We start from the raw sequence: 26,185 nt of genomic DNA on the forward strand, positions 1-26,185 counted from the left end.
CCACCCGGGCGATCTCGTTCCGGATGTCTCGACCGTAGGTCCAACCGGTCGCGACGCGCACCCGGTTGACAGGTCGCTCACCGCTTCGATCTGCGCCACCACGGTCGTGCGGGTGGGGCCTCGTCGGGAGCCGGCATCCGCGCCCGGCGGCGTGCTGCCCACTCCGCGACCTCGGCGTCGACGTCGCGGAGGGCGGTGACCACGGGCGGGCCGCCGAGCAGCTGCATCCGTGCGAGCTTCACCCGTCGGTTGAAGTCCTCCACGGCCTCGCGCACGTCCTCCTCCCGCGAGAGGGCGTCCAGTCTCCCCGACAGTTCGGCGTCCTCGACCCGCAGGGTCAGCGCCGGGGGACCGAGCCCCGTCAGCTGCTCGCGCTCGATCTTGCGACGGATCCACCAGTCCGGGTCGTGGGCGCGTCCGAGATCGGGGAGGGGCTTGCCGGCCCCGGGAAGGTCGTCGAAATCCCCTCGTCGGATCGCCTGCTGGATGGCGACCTCGACGTAGGCGGCGCGTTCCGCCGGAGTGGACGTCGGCGCCTTTTCGAGGTTCTCGCCCGTCGCGTCCGGGGTCTCGTCCTGCTGCAGCCGTTCGACGCGGTAGCGCGCGGCGCGGAGCCTGGGATCCTCCATGCTCGTCCACGGTACGCGCCCGAGGTGCCGAGCGGGCCGCACGCCGCATTCAGCCGCCGAAGCGCAGCCGACGGCGCGGCGCCCACGCCGCGTCGACGACACCCGCCAGCAGCACGATCGTCGCGGCGAGGAACGGCAGCGTCAGCGCGGCATCCGTTCCCAGGTACTCCGCGACGACGCCGGCCACCGCGGTCGAGGCCGACTGTCCGACGACGATGCCCGAGCCGAGCATCGTCATCACCGTCGACGAGCGCCCGAGAGGGCTCCGGTGGGCGGCGAGGCTGTACTGGGTGACGAGGGTCGGGCCGATGCCCACACCGATGAGGAGAAGGGTGAGGGTCATGGCCACCACGCTCGTTACGAACGGGAGCGCGAGGGTGCCGGTGACGAGAACGGCGGCGAAGACGATCCAGCGTGCGCCGAGCGTGAACCGGGCGGGGAACGCCGCGACGCCCAGCGCCAGCGCCGCCGAGCCGAGTCCCATCGCGCCGTAGACGACGCCCGCCTGCTCGGCGATGCCGCGGTCGGCCATGAACGAGGTCAGCGAGGTGAGCATCGTGCCGAAGAAGAGGCCCATTCCCAGAGCTCCCACCACGGGTGCCGCGACCCGGATGAGCTCGCGCGCCGGGGCCGGTGCGGGGGCGCCATCACGGAGGCCGGCCTCGACGCGGGCGGACGGATGCAGCGCGAAGGCCGACACGAAGATCACCGCGAGGGCTGCGGCGCCGAGGACGGGCGCGACGGGATCGAGCGTGGCGGCGAGGACGCCGACGATCACCGGTCCGAAGACGAAGACGATCTCGTCGGCGGCCGACTCGTAGGCCATGGTGCCGCTGACAACGGCGTGCCGGCGGGCGGGATCGATGGCGCGGGTGATGATCCCCACGAGGCGGCTCCGCGAGAACGGGGCGACCTGGGGTGTGGACGCGCCGATGAGGAACCCGGCGGCCAGCACCGCCGCATCGGGCACCGGTGCGAATGCCAGCCACGCGATCGCGACGAGCAGCAGGCTGTTGACCAGACCCGCGCACAGCAGCACCCGTCGTTGACCGAACCGGTCTGCCGCCGCCCCCAGAAGGGGGCCGAACATCGCGGTTCCGAGGCCGGTCACCGCGGCGGTCACCCCGCCGAGGGCCAGCGAGTCGCGGGCCGAGACCACGAGGGTCAGGAGTCCGACGACCACCATGGCGAACGGCAGACGCGCGACGAGCGCGATGGGGAAGTACGACAGACCAGCGGCCCGGATCAGGGAGGTCGGGCGGGGCGCAACAGAAGAAGTCATATGCATCAGGTCGATTCGGTCGGCCGCGCGGATCGTCCGGCGGCGTTTCGTGCCGCCTTTGCGCGAAGCGCGAGGTGATGCACAGAGCCCGATGAGTCTACCAAACCCCCTTCCGCGGCAGCATCCGTGGCGTTCAGTGAACTCCCAGGATGCCGGCACCGCCGCGGAATCGCGGGCGTCTGCCGCGTGGACGGGTGGTGCTGGCGGGTCACGACGCCATCCGATCGCGGGGGTTCTCCGGATCACCCCACGTGCGGCGGAAGTCGCACACGACAGATGGAAGGAAATGAGAATGCGTAAGAACATCACTCGCGCCGGAGTCTTCACCGCAGGCCTCGGAATCGCCGCCCTGACCGTGACCGGCCTGGCACTTCCGGCCAACGCCGACACCGTCTCGAGCGCCGACGAGACGCAGACCACGGTGTCGGCTCTGACGACCCTCGAGGCCTTCCAGGACATCCTCAACGACGCGCTGCAGGCCAGCGGCAACTCCGCGCAGACCGGTGACGTGAGCGTCGACGGTGTCGACGGCGGGCTGGTCAACGGCCCGATCGTGAGCGGGCCCGTGGTGGACGACGTCGCCAACGGCCCGATCCTCTCGGGCAACGACACCCCGATCGCCTCGGGCAACGAGGTTCAGGCGCCGATCGCCTCGGGTAACGACACCTCGGTCGATGCCCCGATCGGTTCCGGCAACGAGGTCGCCTCGGGCAACGACACCGACACCTCGATCGGCGACATCGGCGCCTCGGTCGGCGACGTCGTCGGCGATGTCTCCGGCGAGGTCGACGGCCTGGTCAGCGGCCTGCTCGACTGACCCCCTGAACGGACGCCCCTCCTGGACGTCAAGACGAAGCGGCGCCGGCGATCCCGGCGCCGCTTCGGCGTTCTGCGTCGGCGAACGCCCTCAGGAGAGCTCGGTCCGCCACGAATGGCGGGGCTCGTAGCCGAGCATCCGGCGCGCCTTGTCGATCGACAGCAGGGTGTCGTTCTCTCCGATCTCGCCGCGCACCTCGACGTCGGGGAACACCTCGGCCAGCAGTTCGGCGTTCGGGCGGGTCATCACGGTGTCGGCCGCCGCGATGATGAAGGGTTCGAATCCGGGCTCGGCCACGCGCAGTGCCCGCTCGATCGCCTGGGCGCCGTCGCGGGCGTCGATGTAGCCCCACAGGTTCCACTTACGGCGCCGGGGGTCGGCGTCGAACGACGGGAACTCGGCGTAGTCCTCGGGCACCATGACGTTCGAGAAGCGCAGTGCGGTGATCGACAGGTCGGGGTGCCAGCGCACGAGCTCGCGCGCCATGCGCTCTTCGAGGGTCTTCACGAGCGAATAGACGCTCTCGGGACGCGGCTCGTACTCCTCGTCGACCGGGGCGTACGGCGGCGGCACGTCGAAGGGGAGACCCAGCACCGTCTCACTCGATGCGGCGACGATCCGGCGCACCCCCACGCGGATGGCGGCGTGGAAGACGTTGAAGGTCGCCGCCATGTTGTTGTGGAAGGTCGCCACGTCGCTGCGCAGTCCCGGTGCCGGGATCGCCCCCAGGTGCACCACGGCGTCGACACCGTCGTGCTGATCGTTCACCGCGCCCAGCGCGTCGACGACCTGGCCGTAGTCGGTGAGATCGACCTGGACGAAACCCGGGCCGCGCTCGCCGGCGACGTCGAGGCCGATGACCTCGATGCCGCCGGCGCGCAGCTCACGGGCCACGACCGTGCCGAGCTTGCCGGAGGATCCGGTGAGGGCGATGCGCGTCACTGACATGTGTGTGCTCCGTATCCGTGCCCGATCTCGGTCGTCACCGCCTCTCCGTCGATGGTGGCGGATGCGGTGACCTCGACCTCTCCGGGCTCGATCGTCGTCGTGCGGGAGGCGAAGGCCTGCGAGACGACCTTGCCGGGGGCGAGGGAGGCGACCGTCTTGCTGCCGTAGGCGGTGGAGACCTCCACCGTCACGGGCACCTCGTCGGTGTTCTCCACACGGACGACCAACTGTACCTTTCCGACCACGCACCGGGCCGCGGTGGAGACCTCCACGGTCGGACCGGCGGCGGGGAGGTCGATGGTCTGCGGGTCGACGCTCTCGAGGGTCGGGGTGACCTTCTTCATCAGCCCGTCCTCGCCGAACTCGAGCCTGTCGATCGTCGTCTCGCGGTTGTTGCCGTTGCCGCCGGGCATCGCGAACCGGTGGTAGGCGATGTACCAGTCGTCGGTGCCGGGGACGTTGACGATCGAGCTGTGGCCCGGTCCCTTGATGCCGAGGGACAGGTCCTTCTCGAGGATCACGCCGCGGTAGGTCCACGGACCGTTCATGCTCGTGGCGGTGGCGTAGCCGACGCGGTAGTTCTCCGACCCGGTGTCGTCGATCGCGTAGGTCAGGTGGTACAGACCGTTGCGGTAGTTGAAGAACACCCCTTCGCGGAAGTCGGTCAGACCGTTGATCCGCTGATAGGTCCCGGGCTTGATCGACACCATGTCGTCGTTCAGCTCGGCGAGCACGGGGCTGCCGTTACCCCAGCCGAGGTACCACTTGCCCGTCACCGGGTCGTGGAACGCGGCCGGGTCGATCGCCTGGCCCGAGGTGACCGCCTCGTTGTTGACGATCATCGGCAACGGCTGTGCGACGAACGGACCCTCCGGGCTGTCCGCGACGGCGACACCGAGCGTCTTGCGGTTGTAGGTCGGGTTGTGGCCGGAGAAGTAGAAGTAGTACTTCCCGTCGCGCTCGATGATCGTGGGCGCCCACGCGTTGCCGGTCGCCCACGGCACGTTGCCGTTCTCCCCGTCGAGGGTCAGGAACGGCTCCTCCGAGCGCTCCCAGTCCACGAGGTTCTTGGACTTCCAGACGTAGAACTCCTTGCCGCCCCAGCCGGGGAAGCCGTCGGAGGTCGCGTAGATGTAGTACGTGTCGCCGAACACCGCGATGTTCGGGTCGGCGTACAGGCCCGGAAGGATCGGGCTCTTCATCTCGCGCGCCTCGATCGTCCACGTCACCGTCTCGCCGCCGCCGGTGGTGAGGGTGTAGGTGACCGGAGAGGAGAGATCGACCGTCGTTCCGCTGGCGGGCGACACCGTCACGCCCTCCACCGTGGTGAAGGTCGGCGCGAGCGCGGTGAGGTCGGTGCCCCGGTTGACGGGGAGGACGACCGAACGCGCGGTGCTGTCGGTGATGGGGGCGATCTTCAGCGCCGACGGGTCGCTCAGCGACACGTCGATGAGCTGGTCGTCGACCCCGGCGTTGCCGAGGATCTCGGTGGCCGAGAGTGCCCGGTTGTACACCCGGATGTTGTCGTACCACCCCTGGAAGAACGCGTCGCCCTCGTAGAAGGATCGTCCGAGGTAGCCGAGCAGGTCGTCGCCGAGTCCGCCGACCGTGGTGCTGAGCGAGGCGTTCTCGCCCACCTTCACGCCGTCGATGTACAGGGTCATCGTGTTGCCCTCGAACACGACGTCGTAGCGGTGCCACTGGCCCGAGGCGGTGGTGCCGGTGACGGCCGATTCGTTCTGCCACGACTCGGTGGTGATGGCGCTGCGCACATCGCCGCCGCGGACGCGGAGGAAGTAGTAGTCGATGTTGCTCTTCCCGAAGGCGAACGTGAAGAAGTTCCCGCTCGTCCGCTCGGAACGGATGTCCATCGACACCGTCATGGTGCTCCTGCCGTCGAAGAACCCGGTCGGGAACGACGCATAGCCGCCGGATGCCCCGGTCAGACGCAGTGCGCTGCCCTTCGTGGCGTCCGTGCCGACCGCTGCCGCACCGTGCGCGGTGAGGTCGGCATCCCCGACGGAGTCCGTCAGGGTCCCGTCGTCGAAGGTGTACTCCGCGATCGGGCCCTGCTGGGGCTCTTCGGGCTCCTCCGGGTCGACGGGGGAGTCGCCGTAGGCGGCGAGGAGGCGTTCTTCTTCGGCAGCCGAGAGGCGCAGGACCGAGCCGTGGCGGAAGCGCTGGTCGAACGAGTACTGGTCGGGGCCGGCACCCACGCTGAGCTCCTCGAACTCGAGGCTCTCCAGGGTGTCGGCGATGTGGCCGTAGTAGCCGCCGTCGTCGCCCATGATCGCCCAGCGGCCGTCGGGCAGCTGGTAGACCGTGTGGCCCTCCATGCGGGTGCGGAGGCCGAAGTCTTCCGCCTCGTCGCGCGCGACGACCGTGGTCCACGGTCCGTCGAGGCTCGGGGCGGTGTCGATGACGGTCCACCAGTCCGAGGTGGAGAAGCGGTAGTAGGTGTCGCCCTCCTTCGCGATGGAGGAGTCGATGATGTTCGGACCGGTCTGCCCGTCGCCCTGGGCGTTGAGGGATGCCCAGACCTCGGGCTCGGTGAAGGTGACGAAGTCGCGGGTCTTGGTGAGGTACACCCGCAGCGCCCAGTCGGCCGTGTTGTTCTCGCGGCGATCGCGGGCCGACCAGTACACGTAGTACTCGCCGGTCTCGTCGTTGTAGATCGCCTCGGGGGCCCACACGTTTCCGGCGTGCTCGAAGCCTGCGAACACGATGCGCTGGTCGCTCCAATTCACCAGGTCGGTGGATTCCCACACGACGTGGTTCTGACTGGCGTTCAGCTGGTCCCATCCGGATCCGCCGGGACCGCCGCCCTCGGCGTGGAGGTCGGTGCCGATGATCCAGTACTTGTCGCCCTCGGCGGAGCGGACGAGGTGCGGGTCACGCACGCCGAGATCGCCACCCAGGTTCGCCAGAATCGGCTCATTGTCATTGAGCTTCGACCACTGCAGACCGTTCTCGCTGTGGCCGAAGAAGATCTTCTCGTATCCGCCCTCGGCCGCGAAGTGCGTCCACAGGTATCCGGCGGTGTAGTCGGTGTCGAGGCCCTCGGGGGCGGCGACGACCGTGATGGGGATCTGACGGCTCGCGTCGGTGTTCGCCACCGTCGCGGTCAGGGTCACCGTGGTGTCCTCGGCCCCGCGGGTCACGACGCCGGCGGCCTTGCCGTCCTGCGCCGTGGTGGTCACAACGCCCGCCGGCGATGCCGACCACGAGATCGAGGTGCCGTTGACCGACCCGGTCGAGGGCAGCGTGATGTTCCCGCGGACGTCGTCGGCGTTGGGGATCTCGATCGCATCGAGGTCTTCCTGCGCGAGGGTGTCGTCCCCGGGCATGGCACGGACCGTGACCTCGAAGGCGCGCGTCTGGGTGGCGCCGCCGCGGGTGAGGGTCGCCGTGAGGGTCGCCGTCGCGTTCGGCTGACCGCTTTCCGGCCGGGTGATCGCCCCGGCTGCGGTGATGACGCCGGGGTCGCTCGTCGACCAGGCGATGCTCGCGCCGTTCACGCCGGCCGCGGGAAGGGTCAGGTTCGCCGTGAGGCCGGAGACATCGCCGAGGGAGATCGCCGCGGCATCCCGAGCCAGCTTGGTGGCGTCGTCGGGGTGGAGTGCGGCGACCTCGGTGGCGCTGAGCGCACTGTCGTAGATGCGGAAGTCGCGGACGCTGCCGGCGAGGCGCCGGTCGGCGTCGTAGTTCGAGCGGCCGATGTAGTTCGCCGTCGTCACGCCGCCGCCGAGGGATGCGGGGGTGATCGTGACGTTGGTGTTCTGGGCCACCTGCACGCCGTCGAGGTAGAGGCGCGCGGTGTTCGTGGCGTCATCGAGGGTGTAGGTCAAGGTCTTCCAGACACCGCGGGGCAGGTTCTGACCGCTGGCGGTGTTCTGCTCGCCCTGCCAGTTGTTGGGGGAGATGGTGCCGCGGTAGGCGTTGCCCGTGGTGAACAGGTAGCCGTTGCCGGAGTTGGACGTCGCCGGGGTGCCGAGACCCCAGATGAAGTACGGGGTCGCCTGTTCCTGGCGGATGAGCACCTCGGCGCTGACGGTGACGGAGTTCAGCCCCGCCAGGATGTTGTCGGGCAGCTTCACGTGGTCGTCGGCGCCGTCCAGGCGCACCCCCTCGTCGCCTGCGAGGGTCGGACCGCCCACGTACGTCGCATTCCTCCCCGAACCCGAGACGTCGACCGCCACCGCGCCGGAGGTCTCGTCGAGCGGGTAGTGGGCGACCAGTCCCGTGTCGCCGAGCGCCGGGGGCGTCACCACCACCGCGCCGGTCAGCCCCAGAGCCAGGGCCGTGAACGCCGCCAGCACACCTCGTGAACGTCTCATCGCACTCCCTCGTGAACGGATCGGGCCACCATGCCCGAACCCGTTGGATGTTATCGCTCACAGTTTTCGAAACTCAACCCCCGAATTCGCTTGACACTGTGCGGCACGGGCTCTTACGGTAGGGAATCGCCGGGGATGTTCCCGGTAACACCCTCCCCCGGGTGGACGACCTGCACCGTCGCAGTGAGCGACACCGACCTGCATCGTCGCAGACAGGAGACCTCAGCTCATGCCCCAGCGATCCCTCGTACGCACGCCCGCCCGACGACGGACGCGCTGGAGCGCCCTCGTCGCGGCGGCCGCCGTCGCCGTGGCCGGCACGATCGTCCCCGCGACCGCCGCCCAGGCTGACATCGGTGTGGATCCGCTGATCCACTACACCTTCGACGAGGCCACCGGCACGACGATCGCCGACGCGAGCGGCAACGGCAACGACGGCGTCCTCCGCCAGTCCGGCGGCACGATCGACGGCGGCGTGCTGTCCCTCCCCGGCGGCCCGCGGGGGAGTGCCGCCTACGTCGAGATCCCGACGGCAGGCCTGGTCGGGAAGAAGGACCTCACCATCTCGACCTGGCTGAGTACCCGTACCGGCCCCGCCAACGTCGCTGCCGCGTTCATCGGCGCGCCCGTGGCATCCGGTGCCTCGTTCTCCAGCGCCTACTGGCTGATGAACCCCACCAACCTCAGCGGCTATGTGAAGTCGGTGGTCACGAACACCGTCAACGCCGGATCCCCCTGGACGACCGAGGTCGGCGCGGGTGCGACCAACACCCCCACGATCGGGGCGCGCACCCCGGCCGGCATGTCGCTCTACACCACGGTCATCGACGGCACCGACGGGCAGCTGCGCGTCTACATCAACGGTGCGCTCATCTCGCAGACCTCGATCGGCCGCAACGTGGCGTCGTTCGGCTCGTCGCTGGTGTCGTACCTCGGCCGCTCGACCTACAACGACGCCAACTGGAACGGGCAGATCGACGACTACGCCGTGTATCCCGCCGCGCTGGAGACGACGGAGGTGGCGGCGCTGTTCTCGGGCCAGGCCATCGACCGCGCGATCGGCGCGGTCGAGATCGCCGACACCGCCATCGCCGACTTCGCCCTGCCCACGAGCAGCTACGGGGTCGCGATCGCCTGGGAGTCGGATGACGCCGCCATCGCCGTCGCCGGCGGCGCGGCCGATGTGACCCGCCCCGCCTCCGGGAGCGGCGACCGGACGGTCACGCTCACCGCGACCTTCACCGCGCCCGACGAGGTGCGCACACAGACGTACACCGTCGTCGTGCCCGAAGACCTCGCCGACGCCGACAAGGTCGCCGCCGATCTCTCAGCGCTCGAGATCGCGGGGGCCGACGACATCCGCACCAACGTCTCGGTGCCGGTGACCGGAACCCAGGGCTCGGAGATCACCTGGACGGTCACGGAGGGCGCCGGGTTCGCCGCGCTCCGCGCCGGGGTCCGCGAGGGATATCAGACGGTCGACATCGAGCGCCCCGCCTCCGGAGCCGATGCCGCAGAGGTCGAACTCACCGCGACCGCCCGCAACGGCTCGGCGGAGCAGTCGCGCACGTTCCGCCTCGCGGTGCAGCCCATGCCCACGGCGACCGATGACACCGAGGCCTACGTCTGGGCCTTCTTCACCGGGGAGGGCGCCGGCGCCGAGCGCGTCAGCCTCGCCGCGTCGAAGGGCAACGACGCGCTGGACTGGAACACCCTCAACGACGGTGAGCCGATCTTCACCTCCACCCAGGGCACGACGGGGCTGCGGGATCCGTTCATCATCCGCTCCCCCCAGGGCGACCGGTTCTACATGCTCGCAACCGACCTGAAGATCGACGGCCTGCCCGGCGGCTTCGGCACCGCGCAGATCTCCGGCTCGCGTTACATCGAGGTGTGGGAGTCCGACGACCTGGTGAACTGGTCGGAGCAGCGGCACGTGAAGGTCTCGTCCGACTTCGCCGGCAACACCTGGGCGCCGGAGGCGTACTGGGACGAGGAGCTCGACACCTTCGTGGTGTTCTGGGCCTCGAACCTCTACGACACCCCGAACGCCGCGGACCGCACCGCGGTGACCTACAACCGCATGATGTACGTCACCACCGACGACTTCCGCACCTTCTCCGAGCCGCAGCCCTGGATCGACGTCCGTCGTGGGAACGGCCTCGGCACCATCGACTCCACGGTGGCCAAGGTCGGCGACACCTACTACCGCTTCACGAAGGACGAGGCGTCGATGACGATCCGGCAGGAGAAGTCCACCGATCTCCTCGCCACGATCACCGGCACACTGCCGGGGACGAGCGGCCCCGCCGACGAATGGACGCTCGTCAAGGAGCGGATTGCATCGGGGCTGCCGAACGGCGAGCCGGGCAGGACCTACTCCAGCGGCGAGGGCCCGAGTGTCTTCCCGGCGAACGCCGGCGACGTCAACGGGTTCGACTGGTTCCTCTTCATCGACCAGCCCTCGTACCACGGTGGTCCGAACCACTACATCCCGTTCGGGTCGGACGACATCGCCGACGGCAACTCCTGGCAGCCGCTGGGGGCGAAGCTCCGCGCGAACCTGCCGGAGAACTCCGACGGCGGAAAGCCGCGTCACGGCACGGTCATTCCGGTGACCCGCGCCGAGTACCAGCGGGTGCTCGAGGCGTACGCCCCGGATCTCGCCGTCACCTCGGTCGCCGCGATCGACGTCACCACGACCGCCGGCACCGCGCCGGCGCTGCCGCAGGCGACGCTGACCAAGGCCGACGGGTCGACTCAGACCGTGGACGTGGTGTGGGACGCGGTCGATCCCGCCTCCTACGCCGTCGCCGGGTCGTTCACCGTCGCCGGTGTCGCCCAGGACGACTCTCGGATGCCGGTCGAAGCGACCGTGACGGTCGAGGACCCCGTGTCGATCGAGGTGACGACCGACAGCCGCTGCGTCGTCGGCAAGGTTGCGCTCACGGTGAAGATCGTCGGCGACCCTGACGTCCCGGTGTCGGTGGACATCGTCACGGCGTACGGCTCGCGCACCGCCACCATCGGCGCGGGCAAGACCGCGAGCTACGCCTTCAGCTCGCGACTGGCGACGATGCCGGCGGGCTCGGTGTCGGTGACACCGAGCGTGGACGGCGAGAGCCTCGCGCCGGTCGTGGCCGGCTACAGCGGTCGCGGGTGTTGATGCCCGCGAGATCGACGACCGGAGGCCGGAAGGGCCGGCCCCGGAGGACGTCAGTCCGGCACAGCAGCCGCACTGAGGATGGGAGAGAACGGATGAAGACGTCAGGTCTGCTTGCCCGAGCGGCAACCGGCATGGCCGGGGGAGTGCTGCTCCTCGGCGTGGCGGGGGCGGCGCTGGCCGCCGAGGTCGGTACCGACGATGTCGACGTCAGCGTCGCCATCGAGGAACAGGAGCCGGTCGGTGCGTTGACGATGAGCGTCGCCGCCGACGCCACGACCCTCACCGAAGTCGAGTCGGGCGAGGAGGACGTGCGCCGGTTCGACGGCACGCTCCCCACCGTGACCGTCACCGACGACCGCGAGGAAGTCCCCACCGACACGTACTGGTACGTCGTCGGTCAGGCCTCGGACTTCGTCAACGAGGAGGGGGGGATCATCCCGGCCGAGCACCTCGGGTGGGCGCCCGCCATCCTTACCGAAGGTGAGGGCGAGGTGACCCCCGGCGACCAGGTCGACACCGTTCTCGACGAGGGCCCCAACAACGTCGGGCTGGTGGGTGAGGAGCTCCTCGCGCTGAACCTCTCCGCCGCCGACGCGCGTCCGACGGGGACGTGGGACGCCAACGCCGCGCTGTTCCTCAAGACGCCTTCCGGCATCGAGGGCGGCAACTACACCTCGAAGATCACCCTCACCCTCTGGGAGGAGTCGTTCTGAGCGGGGTGCATCCCCCCTCCGACTGATCGGGTCGGGGCCGGGCGCGGCATCACGTCGCCCGGCCCCGACACATACCCTGGATTCTCGTGTTCCTCTCCGACTCCCTCCTCCGCCCCGCCCGCGTCCTCGCCGCGATCGCCGCGATCGCCGCGCTCGTGGGGGCCCCCGGTGTGGCGTGGGGAGCCGCTGATGACACCGGCGGAGACGACGCCGGCATCCGGTGGTCGGTCACCCCCGCCGGCGAGACCGGGCCCGACGGGCGGACCGCCGCCGAGCACACCCTCGATCCCGGAGAGGGGGTCGACGACTACTTCGCGGTCCGCAACGTCAGCGACGCCGACGTGACCTTCGCCCTGACCGCCGCCGACGGCTTCTACACCCGTAACGGCCGGTTCGACATCCTCGCCTCCGGGGAGGAATCGGTCGATTCGGGAACGTGGATCTCCCTTCCCGAGGAGGTGACGGTCCCCGCCGGACAGGTCGCCGTGGTGCCGTACCGGATCGACGTGCCCGACCAAGCCGAGCCCGGCGACCACGCCGCGGGCATCACCGCCTCGGTGCTCTCGATCGGCGCCACCGACGACGGCACCAGCGTCGGCGTGGAGAGCCGGGTCGGGTTCCGCGTCCTGACGCGGGTCACCGGGGAGATCACCCCGATCGCGGCGCTCGCCAGGGGTAGCGCGTCGTACACGCTGTCGTGGAACCCCTTCCGTCCGGGTTCGGTCACCGTCTCGTTCGAGGTGGTCAACGAGGGCAACACCCGACTGCTCGTCGACGGCGAGGCTACTGCCGGAGCCGGAACGTCGGCCTTCCCGGGGGATGGCACTCCGCAGGAGCTTCTTCCGGGCGACGAGCGGCCCTTCACCGTCGTCATCGACGACGTCTGGCCGCTGTTCTTCGTGCCGACCACGGTGTCCGTCGGAGCCGAGAGCGTGACGATGGACGGGCTCAGCTCCGAGGTCGCTCCCGTCGAGACCGAGATTCCGGTCTGGGCGGTGCCGTGGCCGCAACTCGCCCTCCTCCTGGGCGTCGTGCTCGTGGTGTTCGCGATCATCGGCGGTCGGCTGCGCTCGCGTCGCCGGCTGGACTCCCTCCTCGCCCAGGCTCGGGAGGAGGGGCGGCGATCGGTCGCCGCCGCGCCGGAATGACCCGATCCGTGCTCCGCCGCACCTCCGAGACGCGTTCGCGACACACGACCGACGCATCGGAGCCGTACGATGTGCAGATCGGGCGCCTCGCCGGCCGGTCCACTTCCGTCGCCTCGAGCGACGGGAAGGGGTACGACCCTTCGGATCGACGGTGCGACGGTCGTGACATCGAACGGGGGGACTGAAGATGTCAGGAAGTGTTGCTCGAAGCGGCTGGCAAAGACCCAGCATCTACGACGTGGCGAAGCAGGCCGGCGTGTCGCATATGACCGTCTCGCGCGTGCTGAACGGCCACCCGAACATCCGTGAGACGACGCGCGAGCGAGTGCTGCAGGCGATCGACGAGATGAACTACACCCGCAGTTCCATCGCGAGGGCACTTGCGACCCGCCGCGCGATGCGGATCGGGGTCCTCGTCGACAGCCCTGTTCAGTACGGGCCCAACAGCACGCTCCGCGCCCTCGAGGGAGCCGCGCGCGACGCCGGCTACGCGATCAGCGCGTTCTCGGTGTCGGACGACGACGGCATGCAGATCGACAGCGGTGTCGTCGACCTCGTCACGCAGGGTGTCGACGCCCTGTGCGTGATCGCCCCGCGCGAGTCGTCGCTCGACCTTCTCGGCCAGCAGGCCACGGGGCTTCCCACCGTCGTGATCAAATCCGAGCCGCACGCCGACATGCACACCGCCGGCGTCGACCAGTGCCAGGGGGCCAAGCTGGCCGTCTCCCACCTCATCTCGCTCGGTCATCGGCATATCCTGCACCTCGCCGGACCCAGGGACTGGTACGACGCCCGTGTTCGCGAGCAGGGCTGGCGTGACGCGCTGACGGCGGCGGAACTGCCGGTCACCGACGCTGCGGTGGGGGACTGGACGTCGGATTTCGGCTACGAGTACGGCAGCTCCCTCGAACTCGGTGATGCCACCGCGATCTTCGCCGCGAACGATCAGATGGCGCTCGGGCTCATCCATGGTCTCAGCGATCGCGGAATCCGAGTGCCCGAGGACGTCAGCGTCGTCGGGTTCGACGACCTCCCCGACGCACGGCATTTCCTCCCGCCCCTCACCACGGTCCGGCAGGATTTCGCCGCTCTGGGGGCGCTCGCGCTGCAGCTGATCATCGCCGCGATCGAGGGTGAATCCACCGACGAGCACGAGATGATCGAACCCGTCCTCATCGTTCGCCGCTCCACGGCCGCTCCGCGGCGGTGAGCGCGGTAACAGCTGCGTAACGAAGCAAAAAGTGGTGCTTGCGCTCGGGTGTTGTTAGCGCGCACAATGAGAGCGCACACCCGATAAGAGTGTCCCGCCGGGGCACAGGGATTTCTTTCCGACGATGACGCGTCGGAGAGTCTCAAGGAGGAGAAATGGCACAGAAGAAGCGGATGCTCGGTCTGCTCGGCTTCGTCGGCGCGGGCGCGCTGGCGCTCGGGCTCGCCGGCTGCGCAAGCGGCGGCGGCGATGACGCCGGCTCCGGCGACGGCGGCGACAGCGGCGACCTCGTCACCGTCGGCTTCGTCGCGGTCGGCCCCGAGGGCGGTTGGCGAAACGCCAACGAGCAGGCCATCAGGGACGCGTTCAGCCAGGAGGCGGGCTTCGACCTGAAGTACGCGCCGGCGGCGAGCCCCACCGACCAGAAGTCGCAGATCGACGCGTTCGCGACGTTCGTCAACGATGAGGTCGACGCCATCCTCCTCACCGCCACCGAAGCGTCCGGCTGGGAGGACTCGCTCGAGCTGGCACAGGAGGCCGAGATCCCCGTCATCCTCCTCGACCGTGGCGTCGAGGCCAGCGAAGACCTCTACGTCACCCGTATCGCACCCGACAACGTGAACGTCGCGGCGTCGGTCGGCGAGTGGGCGCTGGAGACCTTCCCCGAGGGTGCGAACTACTACACGCTCGAGGGCGTCCCCGGACTCTCCGTCGTCAACGAGCGCAACGAGGGCTTCGACATGGCGATCGAGGGCGCGGCGGGATGGAACAAGGTCGGCGCGCAGACCGCCAACTGGACCGCTGACGAGGGCAAGTCGGTCATCGAGACCGTGCTCAGCGCCAACCCCGACCTGCAGTTCATCTTCGCGCAGAACGACGAGATGGGCATCGGTGCGGCCGCGGCGGTGACCGCCGCTGGTCTCGTCCCCGGTGAGGACGTCAAGATCGCCACGATCGACGGCACCACACCGGCTCTCGAGGCCCTCGCCGCCGGCGAGCTCAGCTTCGTCGCGCAGTACAACCCCTTCTTTGGCGACCTCGCCGTCGAGGCGGTCAACGACGCTCTCGCGGGCGAAGAGGTCGAGAAGAACATCATCGTCGAGGGCGAGACCTTCAACTCGCCCGAGGCCGGTCAGGCGGCGATCGACGAAGGCAAGGGCTTCTGAGCCGCCTCCCCTTCGACGCAAGAACATGAGTCACGCGCGCGGGGGTCGCCGTCCCGGTGGCCCTCGCGTGCACATGTCTTGCATCCGAAGCACCTCCCCGCACCACGAAGGAAATGCGCAGCCATGAGTGAACCGATCGCGATCGTCGAGGTCCGCAACGCGTCCATCAGCTTCCCGGGAGTGAAGGCACTCGACGATGTCAGCTTCCGGCTGCTCCCCGGCGAGGTGCACACCCTCATGGGCGAGAACGGCGCCGGGAAGTCGACTCTGATCAAGGCGCTCACGGGCGTCTATCAGATCGACTCGGGCGAGATCGTCGTGGCCGGGCAGGTGCGGCACTTCACCGGCACCGCGTCCGCACAGGCCGCGGGAATCTCCACCGTCTACCAGGAAGTCAACCTGTGCACGAACCTCACCATCGGTGAGAACGTCATGCTCGGGCACGAGGTGCGCGACTGGCGCGGAATCAACTGGCGCAAGACGCACGCCCGAGCACGAGAGGGCCTGGCCCGCCTGGGCTTGGGCGACCTCGACCCGCGAGCACCGCTCTCGTCGATCTCCATCGCCCTCCAGCAGCTCGTCGCCATCAGTCGCGCGATGGTCACCAACTCCAAAGTGCTCATCCTCGACGAGCCCACATCGAGCCTGGACGCCAATGAGGTCGAGGTGCTGTTCGGCGTCATCCGCCGCCTCCGCGATCAGGGCGTCGCCATCCTCTTCGTCTCGCACTTCCTCGACCAGGTCTACGCGATCAGCGACCGCATCACCGTCCTGCGCAACGGCACCTTCGTCGGCGAATACCTCAAGCGCGACCTCGATCGCACCCAGCTCATCTCGAAGATGATCGGCAAGGATTTCGAAGCGCTGCGGGCCCTCGGATCCAATCGTCAGACCCAGGAGCGCGACCGCACGGCGACGCCGCTCTTCGCCGCTGAGAACCTCGGACGCAAGGGCGCGATCGCGCCCACCGATCTCGACATCCACGCCGGCGAGGTGGTCGGTTTCGCGGGTCTGCTCGGCGCCGGCCGCACCGAGCTTGCGAGGCTCATCGCCGGGGCGGATAAGGCCGACTCGGGAACCGTGCGGCTCCGGGGCGAGAAGGTTTCGCTCACCTCGCCCGTCGCGGGCCTGTCGCAGGGCATCGCGTACTCGACCGAGAGCCGTCGAGACGACGGCATCGTCGGCGACCTGAGCGTCCGCGAGAACATCATGCTCGCGGTGCAGGCTCGCCGAGGATGGCTCCGCCGCGTACCGGCCCGCGAGGTCGACCAGCTCGTGAAGACCTACATGGAGCGTTTCAGCGTCCGGCCGAACGATCCGGACCGTCCGATCCGTCTGCTCTCGGGCGGAAATCAGCAGAAAGTGCTGCTCGGTCGCTGGCTGGCCACCAACCCCGATCTCCTCCTGCTCGACGAGCCGACACGCGGGATCGACGTCGGCGCGAAGGCCGACATCCAGGAGACCGTGGCCGAGCTCGCGGAGGGCGGTATGGGTGTGGTGTTCATCTCGTCCGAGTTGGAAGAGGTCGTCCGGCTCTCGGAGCGCATCGTGATCCTCAAGGACCACGAGAAGGTGGGCGAGGTCGTGAACGGACCGGGAGTCACCGCCGAGAGCATCGTCTCGATCATCGCCACCGAGACGGAGGGGCAGGCGGCGACCGCGACCGAAGCCGCCGCGCACCACGAAGGGGGAGCGTCATGAACCGTCTCAAGATCGCGCTGCGCACGCCCTGGTTCTGGGCCATCGTGGGGATCGCGCTGCTGCTGACGATCAACACCCTCAAGGATCCGACCTACCTGGCGCTCAGCGTCAACCCCACGACGGGGCTGCTCACGGGCAACCTGCTCGATATCCTGCGCATCTCGGCGCCGATCATCATGATCGCGCTCGGCATGACCTTCGTCATCGCCACGGGAGGCATCGACCTGTCCGTCGGCTCGATGATGGCGGTCGGCGGGGCGGTGGCCATGGAGACCCTCTCGAGCCTGGATGGGGCAGCGCCTGTGGGTGCGATGCTGACGGCGATCGGCCTGGCGCTCGCCCTGGCGATCGTCCTCGGCGCGATCAACGGCTTCCTCGTCTCGGTCATCGGGCTCCAGCCCTTCATCACGACACTGATCATGATGCTCGCGGCGCGCGGAATCGCCCGCGTGATCACCGGGGGCCAGAACACCAACGCGACGAACGAGCCGTTCCGGCTGCTCGCCAACGGTCAGATCTTCGGCCTTCCCACGAGTTTCGTCCTGGCGATCGCGATCGTCGTCCTCGTCGCCCTCGTGATGCGCCGCACCGCACTGGGACTCATGATCGAATCGATCGGGATCAACCCACACGCCAGTCGGCTCGCCGGCATCCGTCCTCGCCCGATTCTCTTCGGCGTGTACGTCCTCGCCGCTGCTCTCGCCGCCGTCGGCGGGCTGTTCAGCGTCTCGGAAGTCATGACGGTGAGCGTGGGCGGGACGGGCAATCTGATGGAGCTCGACGCCATCCTCGCCGTGGTCATCGGGGGCACCTCTCTCGCCGGCGGGAAGTTCTCCATCGTGGGATCCACGGTGGGGGCGCTCCTGATCGCCACCCTGAACAAGACCGTGCTGTTCCTGGGCATCCCCGCCGCGGCCACTCCCGCCTTCAAGGCGGTCGTCATCATCGTTCTCGTGCTCCTGCAGTCCGAGCGCGTCCGCTCGTGGGTCCTCGGCCGGAAGAGAACGCCGCGAACACCCACCGGGGATCCCGGCGGGCCGACTCGACCCGCAGCGCAGCAGGGTACTCCCGTCTCGAAGGAGGCCGTCGCATGAGCTCTTCGCGCACGCTCGCCGATACCGTTCCCCCCGTCCCCGACCTTCCCGAGAGCAAGGGCGCGGGGCGTCTGGCGGGGCTGTGGGAACGCAACCAGACGCTGGTTCCCACGCTTGCCGCACTCGTCCTGCTGTTCGGCATGCTCATCTACGCCGAGGTCGCCTACGGCAGGGTCTTCCACGCGGGCACGATGTCGAGCCTGCTCATCAGCTTCGCACCGACCATCATCCTCGCCGTCGGCATGACGATCGTGATCGTCTCGGGCGGCATCGACCTTTCGGTCGGCGCCGTCGTGGCGTTCAGCTCGGTCGCCGGTGTCATGGTCATGAACATCGGCGTGGACGGCTGGGCCTCGATGGCGCTCATGATCCTGTCCGGTGCCACGTTCGGGGCACTCGCGGGCGTGATGGTCCAGTACTTCAACGTGCAGCCGTTCATCGCGACGCTGGCGATGATGTTCCTGGCGCGGGGCCTGGCATCGATCCTGTCGACCACGCCGGTGCAGGCGCCCGAGGGCTCGCCGATCCACCTTCTCGCCACGGATTGGAAGCTCGTCGATGGGCCGCGGGTGAACGACTTCACGGTCACGCCCGGGCTGATCATCGCCGTGCTGGTCGTGCTCGGTGGAATCTTCTACCTGCACCGCAGCCGAAGCGGGCGCACGGTGTACGCCATCGGCGGCAACGAGTCGTCGGCCGCCCTGATGGGTCTTCCGGTCGCCCGTACGCGCGTGGGCATCTACATCATCTCGGGAGCGCTCGCGGGGCTCGCGGCGATCGTCTACACCGCGGAAGTGGGTGGTAAGGCGCAGAACGTCACGGGCATCGGATGGGAGCTCGACGCCATCGCCGCCGTCGTCATCGGTGGAACGCTGCTCACCGGCGGCTACGGATACATCCTGGGCTCCGTCGTCGGCGTGTTCGTGATCGCAGCCATGCGCCTCATCATCACGAAGGACGGCACGATCAACCCCGAATATCTGACGATCATCACCGGTGGCGTGCTGCTCGTGTTCGTGCTCCTGCAGCGGGCTCTCACGCGCCGGCGGGCGAGCTGATGCCGACCGCCGAGATCCAAGCGGCGATCGATGCGGTCCGGACGGATGTCGCTGCGCTCCACGCCGAACTTGTGCGGTACGGGCTGGTGGTGTGGACCGGCGGCAACGTCTCGGGCCGGGTGCCCGGCACCGATCTGTTCGTGATCAAGCCGTCGGGGGTGTCGTACGACGACCTGACACCGGAGAACATGATCCTGTGCGACCTCGACGGCACGGTCGTGCCCGGAACGCCCGGCAGTGAGCGGTCGCCCTCGAGCGACACCGCGGCCCATGCGTACGTGTACCGGAACATGCCCGAGGTCGGCGGTGTGGTGCACACCCACTCGACCTATGCCGTGGCGTGGGCGGCGCGCGGGGAGGAGATCCCGTGCGTCATCACGGCCATGGCCGACGAGTTCGGCGGGCCGATCCCGGTCGGCCCGTTCGCCGTCATCGGCGACGACTCCATCGGTCGCGGGATCGTCGAGACCCTCCGCGGGCACCGCTCGCGTGCGGTGCTGATGCAGAACCACGGTCCGTTCACGATCGGGGTATCGGCGAAGGACGCCGTCAAAGCAGCCGTGATGGTCGAAGACGTGGCGCGCACCGTGCACGTGGCACGGCAGGGCGGCGAGCTGCTGCCGATCGCGCAGGAGGCGATCGACCGCCTGTATGACCGCTACCAGAACGTCTACGGCCAGGCCGGCGACGAGCGCCGAGAAGAAGAGCCGGATCAGTGAGCGGAGAGGTGATCAGGGCTGGGCGGACGGCGCTCGGGATCGAGCTCGGCTCGACGAGGATCAAGGCCTGCCTCGTCGATGCGGATGACCCCGGCCGTGTCCTCGCGACGGGTTCTCACGCTTGGGAGAACCGGTTCGAGAACCGCATGTGGACCTATGCGCTCGACGACGTGTGGGCGGGCCTCAGATCCGCCTACGCCGCCCTCGTCGCCGACGCCGAGCGGCGCCACGGCGTCGTTCCCGAGACCTATCGGGCCCTCGGGATCTCCGCGATGATGCACGGCTACCTCGCGTTCGACGCCGACGGGGAGCTGCTCGTCCCTTTCCGCACCTGGCGCAACACCACGACCGGGCCGGCCGCTGAGGCGCTCACCGACGTGTTCGGCGTGAACATCCCGCTGCGGTGGTCGATCGCGCACCTCTACCAGGCGGTTCTCGACGAAGAAGCACACGTCGATGATCTGCATCACCTCACTACGCTGGCGGGGTACGTCCATGAGCAGCTGACCGGCGAACGAGTGCTGGGCGTCGGCGACGCCTCGGGCATGTTCCCCATCGCGGCGGCCGGCGACGCCTATGACACGGCGTTGCTCGACCGCTTCGACGCTCTCGTCGCCGATCGGTCGCCGAAGCTGTCGGTGCGTGAGGTGCTGCCGCGCGTTCTGCGAGCAGGGGAGCCTGCGGGGACGCTGACCGAGACCGGCGCACGTCTGCTCGACCCGTCCGGTGCACTTCGGCCCGGCATCCCGCTGTGCCCTCCTGAGGGGGACGCGGGCACGGGCATGGTGGCCACGGGTGCGGTCGCCCCCCGCACGGGCAATGTCAGCGCGGGAACGAGCATCTTCGCCATGGTGGTGCTCGAGCGGCCGATCCCCGGGGTCCACCGCGAGATCGACCTCGTCACCACGCCGGCCGGTGACCCGGTGGCGATGGTGCACTGCAACAACGGTGCGAGCGAGTTCAGCGCGTGGGCGGGGATGTTCTCGCGCTTCGCCGACGCTGCCGGCACCCCGCTCGCCACCGACGAGGTGTTCGGGGTGCTGCTGGAGGAGTCGCTCGCCGGTGAGCCCGACGCCGGTGGTCTGGTTGCCTACAACCACCTCTCGGGGGAGCCGATCGCCGGCCTCGACGAGGGGCGCCCGATGTTCGTCCGCACCCCCGACAGCCGGTTCACCCTGGCCAACGCCATGCGCGCGCAGGTGTACGGCATCTTCGCCACACTCGCGCTCGGTATGCGCGTGCTCGATGCCGAAGGCGTGCAGATCGACCGCATGTTCGGCCACGGCGGCGTCTTCCGCACGGCCGGAGTCGCCCAGCGATTCCTCGCTGGCGCCATGAATGCGCCCGTCGCCGTGGGCGACACCGCCGCCGAGGGCGGGCCCTGGGGTATCGCGGTGCTCGCTTCGTACCTCGGCCACGCCGAGACTCCGCTGTCCACCTACCTGATCGACCACGTCTTCGCCGGCGCCGAGGTGACCACCGTCACCCCGGATGCCGCAGACGTCGCCGGCTTCGCCCGCTACCTGACGCGCTACCACGACGGTCTCGCGGCAGAGCGTGCTGCCGCCGACGTGCGCTGACGATCCGTTTTCCCCACAAGAGAAGGACCCCATGACCCGCACCACTCTTTCGACGCGCTTCGACGACCTGGAGGTCTGGTTCGTCACCGGAAGCCAGAGCCTCTACGGCGAGGAGACGCTCCGGCAGGTGGCCGAGCAGTCCCAGCAGGTCGCCGCCGGTCTCGGGCATCTGCCGGTGAAGGTCGTCTGGAAGCCCGTTCGGAAGGACCCCGACTCGATCCGGCGTCTCGCCCTCGATGTGAATGCGCGCGACAACGTCATCGGCGTGATCGCGTGGATGCACACCTTCAGCCCGGCCAAGATGTGGATCGCGGGGCTCGACGCGCTCCACAAGCCCCTGCTGCACCTGCACACCCAGGCGAACGTGGTGCTGCCGTGGGCCGACATCGACTTCGACTTCATGAACCTGAACCAGGCCGCGCACGGTGACCGGGAGTTCGGCTACATTCAGACCCGGCTCGGTGTGGCGCGCAAGACGGTGGTCGGACACGTCTCCAACCCCGCGGTGCGTCAGCAGGTCGAGGACTGGCAGCGCGCGGCGGCCGGATGGGCGGCGGCGCGCTCGCTGAAGCTCGCGCGGTTCGGCGACAACATGCGCTATGTCGCGGTCACCGAGGGCGACAAGACCGAGGCGGAGCTGCGCTTCGGCGTTCAGGTGAACACCTGGGGCGTGAACGAACTCGTGGAGGCCGTCGACGCCGCCGCGGCGGAAGACGTCGATCTGCTCGTCGAGGAGTACATCGACCTCTACGACGTCGCCCCGCACCTGCGCCCGGGAGGGGAGCGTCATCAGTCCCTCCGCGACGGCGCAGCGATCGAGCTGGGGCTGCGCGCTTTTCTCGAGGAGGGCGGATTCGGGGCGTTCACCACAAGCTTCGAGGACCTCGGGGGGCTGAAGCAGCTCCCCGGTCTGGCCGTGCAGCGGCTCATGGCCGAGGGCTACGGGTTCGGTGCCGAGGGCGACTGGAAGACCGCGATCCTCGTTCGGGTGGCCAATGTCATGGGTGCAGGGCTCCCCGGTGGGGCGAGCCTGATGGAGGACTACACCTACGACCTCGTGCCCGGGGATGAGAAGATCCTGGGCGCGCACATGCTCGAGGTCTCGCCGTCGCTCACGACCGCGCGCCCGCGCCTGGAGGTGCATCCCCTGGGCATCGGCGGCAAGGATGATCCGGTGCGGCTGGTCTTCACCGCCGACCCGGGTCCCGCCCTCGTCGTCGCGATGAGCGACATGCGCGACCGGTTCCGTCTGGTCGCCAACGTCGTTCAGAACATCGACGCCCCCAACCTCCCCAGGCTCCCCGTGGGCCGCGCGGTATGGAAGCCGCAGCCCGACTTCGCCACCAGCGCCACCTGCTGGCTGGCCGCCGGCGCGGCCCATCACACGGTCATGACCACGCAGGTGGGGATCGAGGTGTTCCGCGATTTCGCCGACATCGCCGCCACCGAACTCCTCGTCATCGACGAGGACACCACCGTCCGCGGGTTCCAGCGCGAACTGCGCTGGAACCAGGCGTACTACCGGCTCGCTCAGGGCTTCTGAGCGAGCGGCATCCCCCACCCGAGGAGGAACTCACCGATGAGTCCACGTCCCTTCGCCGCGCCTGCACGGTGGCGGTCCTTCAGGCGCGCGGTCGCCGGCGGTGTCGCCGGCGCGCTCGCCGTGTCGATGCTGGGGCTGACGGCACCCACGGCGGCGCTCGCCGCCGATGTGCCGGCTCCGACAGCCCACTACGACATGTCGCACAGCGGGTCGACGCTCCTGGACGTGTCGGGCAACGGCCGCAACGCCACGCTCACCGGCCTCACCGACGCATCCTTCGTCGACCTCGCCGGCGATGACACGCTGCGGTTCAAGGCCGACGGATACGCCGCCCTGCCGAAGGGACTCGTGACTGCGACCGACAACAGCTTCACGGTCGAGTACACCGTCACCACCCAGACCGGGGCCAATCATTTCGGCTGGGTCATCGGCGACGGCGTGGGGCCGTGGAACACCACGCAGCTGGGCAACCACGTCTTCCTGAGCCCCCGCAACGCGCAGGGCGGCTACACCAACCAGGTGCTCGCGGCCATCCGCGTGAAGGACTCCGGCAACGGCGAGTCCCGGATGCCTGCCGGCGGCGGCCTGAACCCCGGCTTCACCACACTCACCATGGTCGGCAGCGGCAACACATTGACCCTCTACCGGGACGGCGCTGTCATCTCGACGCTCACCCACTCGAGGTCGATGTCCTCGATCATCCCCAGCGGCAATGTGCTGGGCTACCTCGGGCGTTCGCTCTACCAGGGCGACCCGCTCCTGCGTGCGGACGTCTCGGACGTGAAGTTCTGGGACGTCGCCCTCACCGGTGACCAGGTGTCCTCGAGCATGCCGACCGCCGCGCAGAAGGCGGCCTCCACTGCCGAGCTCATCCGCCTCGACATCGAGCCCACGGTGCGTGCGGCCAATCCGTCGCTCGACGAGGTCACGAGCAAGCTGACTCTGCCGTCGTCGCTCTACGGTGTGAGCCTGGCCTGGGAGTCGTCCGACCCCGACGTGGTCTCCACCGACGGCGAGGTCTCCCGCGCGATCACCGAGGACACCCCGGTGACCCTCACCGCGACCACCGGGCTCGGATCGACACTGACGTTCGAGGTCACGGTGCTCGCGCCGGTCGTCGGCGCCGACCTCGACGCGATCGTCCTGAAGCCCCGGACCACCGAGAACCTGCCGCTGGTGACCACCGGCACGGTCAACGGCGCCGAGATCACCTGGACCTCGTCCGACCCGGCGCTGGTGACCCCCACCGACCCGGAGTACGTCGCTCCTCCCGCGGGCGCGGCCGATCCGTTCCAAGGCGGTGGGCTCGTCACCCGCCCCGGCTACGGCGAGGGCGACCGTGAGGTGACGCTCACGGCGTCGGCGGAGCTGAACGGACAGACGCAGACCCGCGAGTTCGTCATCACGGTGGCCGAGCTCGGGCGCTCCGCGCCCGACGCCGGCTACGCGGCGGCGTACTTCAAGTCCGACTCCGACGAGAAGATCTACCAGGCGGCGACGTCGGGGAATGACTTCTTCACCTTCTCGCCGGTCAACGGCGGACGGCCCACCATCACCTCCACCACCGACACCACGGGCCTTCGAGACCCGTACATCCTGCGCTCGGCGAACGGCGACAAGTACTACATGATCGCCACGGACCTCTGCATCGGATGCGGCACCGGATGGGGCCCCGCTCAGTCCGCCGGCAGCCTCAAGGTGGAAGTGTGGGAGTCGGAGGACCTCGTCGAATGGACGCGGACGAACGGCGAGAACACCGGCATCACCATCAACCAGCCGGCGGCGGGCATGACGTGGGCGCCGGAGGCGTACTGGGACGACGACCTGCAGTCGTACGTGGTCTTCTTCGCCTCGCGGCTGTACTCCGATGAGACCAAGTCCAACTCCGACAACCTCTACGCGCGGATGTTCTACGTCCTCACGCGCGACTTCACCACGTTCACCTACCCGCCGGTCAGCTGGCAGGACACCGGGTTCGCGCGGATCGACTCGACCGTGCAGAAGATCGGCGACTACTACTACCGGTTCACCAAGAACGAAGAGGGCGGCGGGGCCGATGGCCTCGAGGCGGGCAAGGACATCTTCCTCGAGCGGTCGACCGTGCTGACCGCGCCCACGACGCGGTCGGACTGGAACGCCGACCCCGCGTCATCCTGGCAGCTGACCGACACCCGCATGACGACGCTCGAGACGGGACAGGCGGGGGAGGGTCCGCAGATCATCAAGCTGAACGAGGGCGACCCCAACAACAGCCCGGATGACGACGGCTACGTCTTCCTCGTCGACAACTACGGGGCCGGCGGGTACCGTGCGTTCGTCACCACCGGTGACGACATCGCCTCGAGCACGCAGTCCGACCGGCTCTCCCAGCGGTCGAGCTGGAACGTGCGCGCACCCGGCGGGCTTCCGGCCAGCCCCCGGCACGGGTCGTTCGTGAGCGTCTCGCAGCAGGTGCTCACCGCGATGCAGCAGTGGACCTCGGTGGCCGCCGTGGCCTCGGAGACCGCGCTCGCCGTCGAGGACGGCGTCGCCACGGCGACGGTCACCGCCGCGGACGAGGGTCAGGTCGCGGGGACGGTGACCTTCGCAGGCGACGACTGGTCCGAGACCGTCGCGCTCGTCGCCGCCGACGGGGGTGTCGCCTCGGTGGAGGTGCCCACCGGCGTCGGCAGCGTCACGGCGAGCTACGACGGGTACCGCGACGGGCTCGTGAGTGCCTCGACCTCGGAGGCCGTGTCGCTCGGACTCGACCTGACGGTCGCCACCGCGACGCGGTGCGTCGTCGGCAAGGTCGTTCAGGTCGTGAGCGTCACGAACGCCGACGATGTCGCCGCCACGGTGACGCTGTCGGGTGCCTACGGCGCGAAGACGATCACCGTGCAGCCGGGCAAGACGGTGGCGAGCTCGTTCACGACCCGTCTCGCCTCGGCGCCGGCGACACCGGTGACCGTCACCGCGACGGGGGCCGATGACCGCACCTTCACCACCACCGCGACGGTCGCCGCCGCGACCTGCCGCTGATCCGCTGACGAGGGGGCCCGCGCAGCTGTTGCGCGGGCCCCCGCGTCGTGGGT

17 protein-coding genes are annotated in these 26,185 nt (G+C 69.1%); 13 read left to right on the forward strand and 4 right to left on the reverse strand.

The features are described 5' to 3' along the window. Positions 1-77: 77 nt before the first annotated feature. Complete coding sequence (locus V6S02_RS14595) at positions 78-629, reverse strand: J-domain-containing protein (RefSeq protein ID WP_124292520.1); 552 nt, start codon at positions 627-629, stop codon at positions 78-80. Between the two features lie 49 nt (positions 630-678). Beyond that, positions 679-1,911, reverse strand: coding sequence for an MFS transporter (locus V6S02_RS14600; protein WP_336401428.1), 1,233 nt, complete (start codon positions 1,909-1,911; stop codon positions 679-681). A 292-nt stretch (positions 1,912-2,203) separates the two neighbouring features. Between V6S02_RS14600 and V6S02_RS14605 the strand changes: the two genes are divergently transcribed. Beyond that, the gene (locus V6S02_RS14605; protein WP_124292522.1) at positions 2,204-2,728 is read left to right on the forward strand and encodes a hypothetical protein; all 525 of its coding nucleotides are present in this window, start codon (positions 2,204-2,206) and stop codon (positions 2,726-2,728) included. Between the two features lie 90 nt (positions 2,729-2,818). On the opposite strand, the gene V6S02_RS14610 is transcribed toward V6S02_RS14605, so the two are convergent. Both V6S02_RS14610 and V6S02_RS14615 read right to left on the reverse strand, forming a co-directional pair. Next, positions 2,819-3,676: an NAD-dependent epimerase/dehydratase family protein gene (locus tag V6S02_RS14610; protein WP_336401429.1), complete on the reverse strand. Its 858-nt coding sequence runs from the start codon at positions 3,674-3,676 to the stop codon at positions 2,819-2,821. Further along, complete coding sequence (locus V6S02_RS14615; RefSeq protein ID WP_336401430.1) at positions 3,667-8,013, reverse strand: family 43 glycosylhydrolase; 4,347 nt, start codon at positions 8,011-8,013, stop codon at positions 3,667-3,669. The genes V6S02_RS14610 and V6S02_RS14615 overlap by 10 nt, the downstream gene beginning before the upstream one ends. 229 nt (positions 8,014-8,242) lie before the next feature. On the opposite strand from V6S02_RS14615, the gene V6S02_RS14620 reads away from it, so the two are divergent. The 12 genes from V6S02_RS14620 to V6S02_RS14675 all read left to right on the forward strand — a co-directional run bounded on the left by V6S02_RS14620 (position 8,243) and on the right by V6S02_RS14675 (position 26,132). Further along, positions 8,243-11,179 carry an immunoglobulin-like domain-containing protein gene (locus V6S02_RS14620; RefSeq protein ID WP_336401431.1) on the forward strand — a complete coding sequence of 979 codons (2,937 nt, stop codon included), beginning with the start codon at positions 8,243-8,245 and terminating at the stop codon, positions 11,177-11,179. Between the two features lie 92 nt (positions 11,180-11,271). Continuing rightward, a complete protein-coding gene (locus V6S02_RS14625) occupies positions 11,272-11,892 on the forward strand; it encodes a hypothetical protein (protein ID WP_336401432.1) in 621 nt (206 codons plus the stop codon). Positions 11,893-11,978: 86 nt separating this feature from the next. Next, positions 11,979-13,040, forward strand: a complete 1,062-nt coding sequence (locus tag V6S02_RS14630; RefSeq protein ID WP_336401433.1) for a hypothetical protein — start codon at positions 11,979-11,981, stop codon at positions 13,038-13,040. A gap of 238 nt (positions 13,041-13,278) precedes the next feature. Beyond that, on the forward strand, positions 13,279-14,250 hold the full coding sequence (locus tag V6S02_RS14635) for a LacI family DNA-binding transcriptional regulator (protein WP_336401434.1): 972 nt from the start codon (positions 13,279-13,281) through the stop codon (positions 14,248-14,250). A 155-nt stretch (positions 14,251-14,405) separates the two neighbouring features. Next, positions 14,406-15,416 (forward strand): substrate-binding domain-containing protein, encoded by a 1,011-nt coding sequence (locus tag V6S02_RS14640; RefSeq protein WP_336401435.1) that lies wholly within the window; start codon positions 14,406-14,408, stop codon positions 15,414-15,416. Between the two features lie 123 nt (positions 15,417-15,539). Further along, positions 15,540-17,117, forward strand: coding sequence for a sugar ABC transporter ATP-binding protein (locus V6S02_RS14645; protein ID WP_336401436.1), 1,578 nt, complete (start codon positions 15,540-15,542; stop codon positions 17,115-17,117). After that, positions 17,114-18,211: an ABC transporter permease gene (locus V6S02_RS14650; RefSeq protein ID WP_336401437.1), complete on the forward strand. Its 1,098-nt coding sequence runs from the start codon at positions 17,114-17,116 to the stop codon at positions 18,209-18,211. Before V6S02_RS14645 ends, V6S02_RS14650 begins: the two co-directional genes overlap by 4 nt. Next, positions 18,208-19,269, forward strand: a complete 1,062-nt coding sequence (locus V6S02_RS14655) for an ABC transporter permease (RefSeq protein WP_336401438.1) — start codon at positions 18,208-18,210, stop codon at positions 19,267-19,269. The genes V6S02_RS14650 and V6S02_RS14655 overlap by 4 nt, the downstream gene beginning before the upstream one ends. Further along, entirely contained in the window at positions 19,269-19,988 is a 720-nt protein-coding gene (locus V6S02_RS14660) for an L-ribulose-5-phosphate 4-epimerase (RefSeq protein WP_336401439.1), read from the forward strand. The genes V6S02_RS14655 and V6S02_RS14660 overlap by 1 nt, the downstream gene beginning before the upstream one ends. Further along, positions 19,985-21,568, forward strand: coding sequence for a xylulokinase (locus V6S02_RS14665; protein ID WP_336401440.1), 1,584 nt, complete (start codon positions 19,985-19,987; stop codon positions 21,566-21,568). Before V6S02_RS14660 ends, V6S02_RS14665 begins: the two co-directional genes overlap by 4 nt. 31 nt (positions 21,569-21,599) lie before the next feature. After that, positions 21,600-23,111, forward strand: coding sequence for an L-arabinose isomerase (gene araA / locus V6S02_RS14670; protein WP_336401441.1), 1,512 nt, complete (start codon positions 21,600-21,602; stop codon positions 23,109-23,111). Between the two features lie 36 nt (positions 23,112-23,147). Beyond that, positions 23,148-26,132, forward strand: coding sequence for an immunoglobulin-like domain-containing protein (locus V6S02_RS14675; RefSeq protein WP_336401442.1), 2,985 nt, complete (start codon positions 23,148-23,150; stop codon positions 26,130-26,132). The last annotated feature ends 53 nt before the right edge of the window (positions 26,133-26,185 follow it).

Origin of the sequence: Microbacterium sp. CCNWLW134 (assembly GCF_037083565.1) — a bacterium.
Lineage (GTDB): Bacteria > Actinomycetota > Actinomycetes > Actinomycetales > Microbacteriaceae > Microbacterium.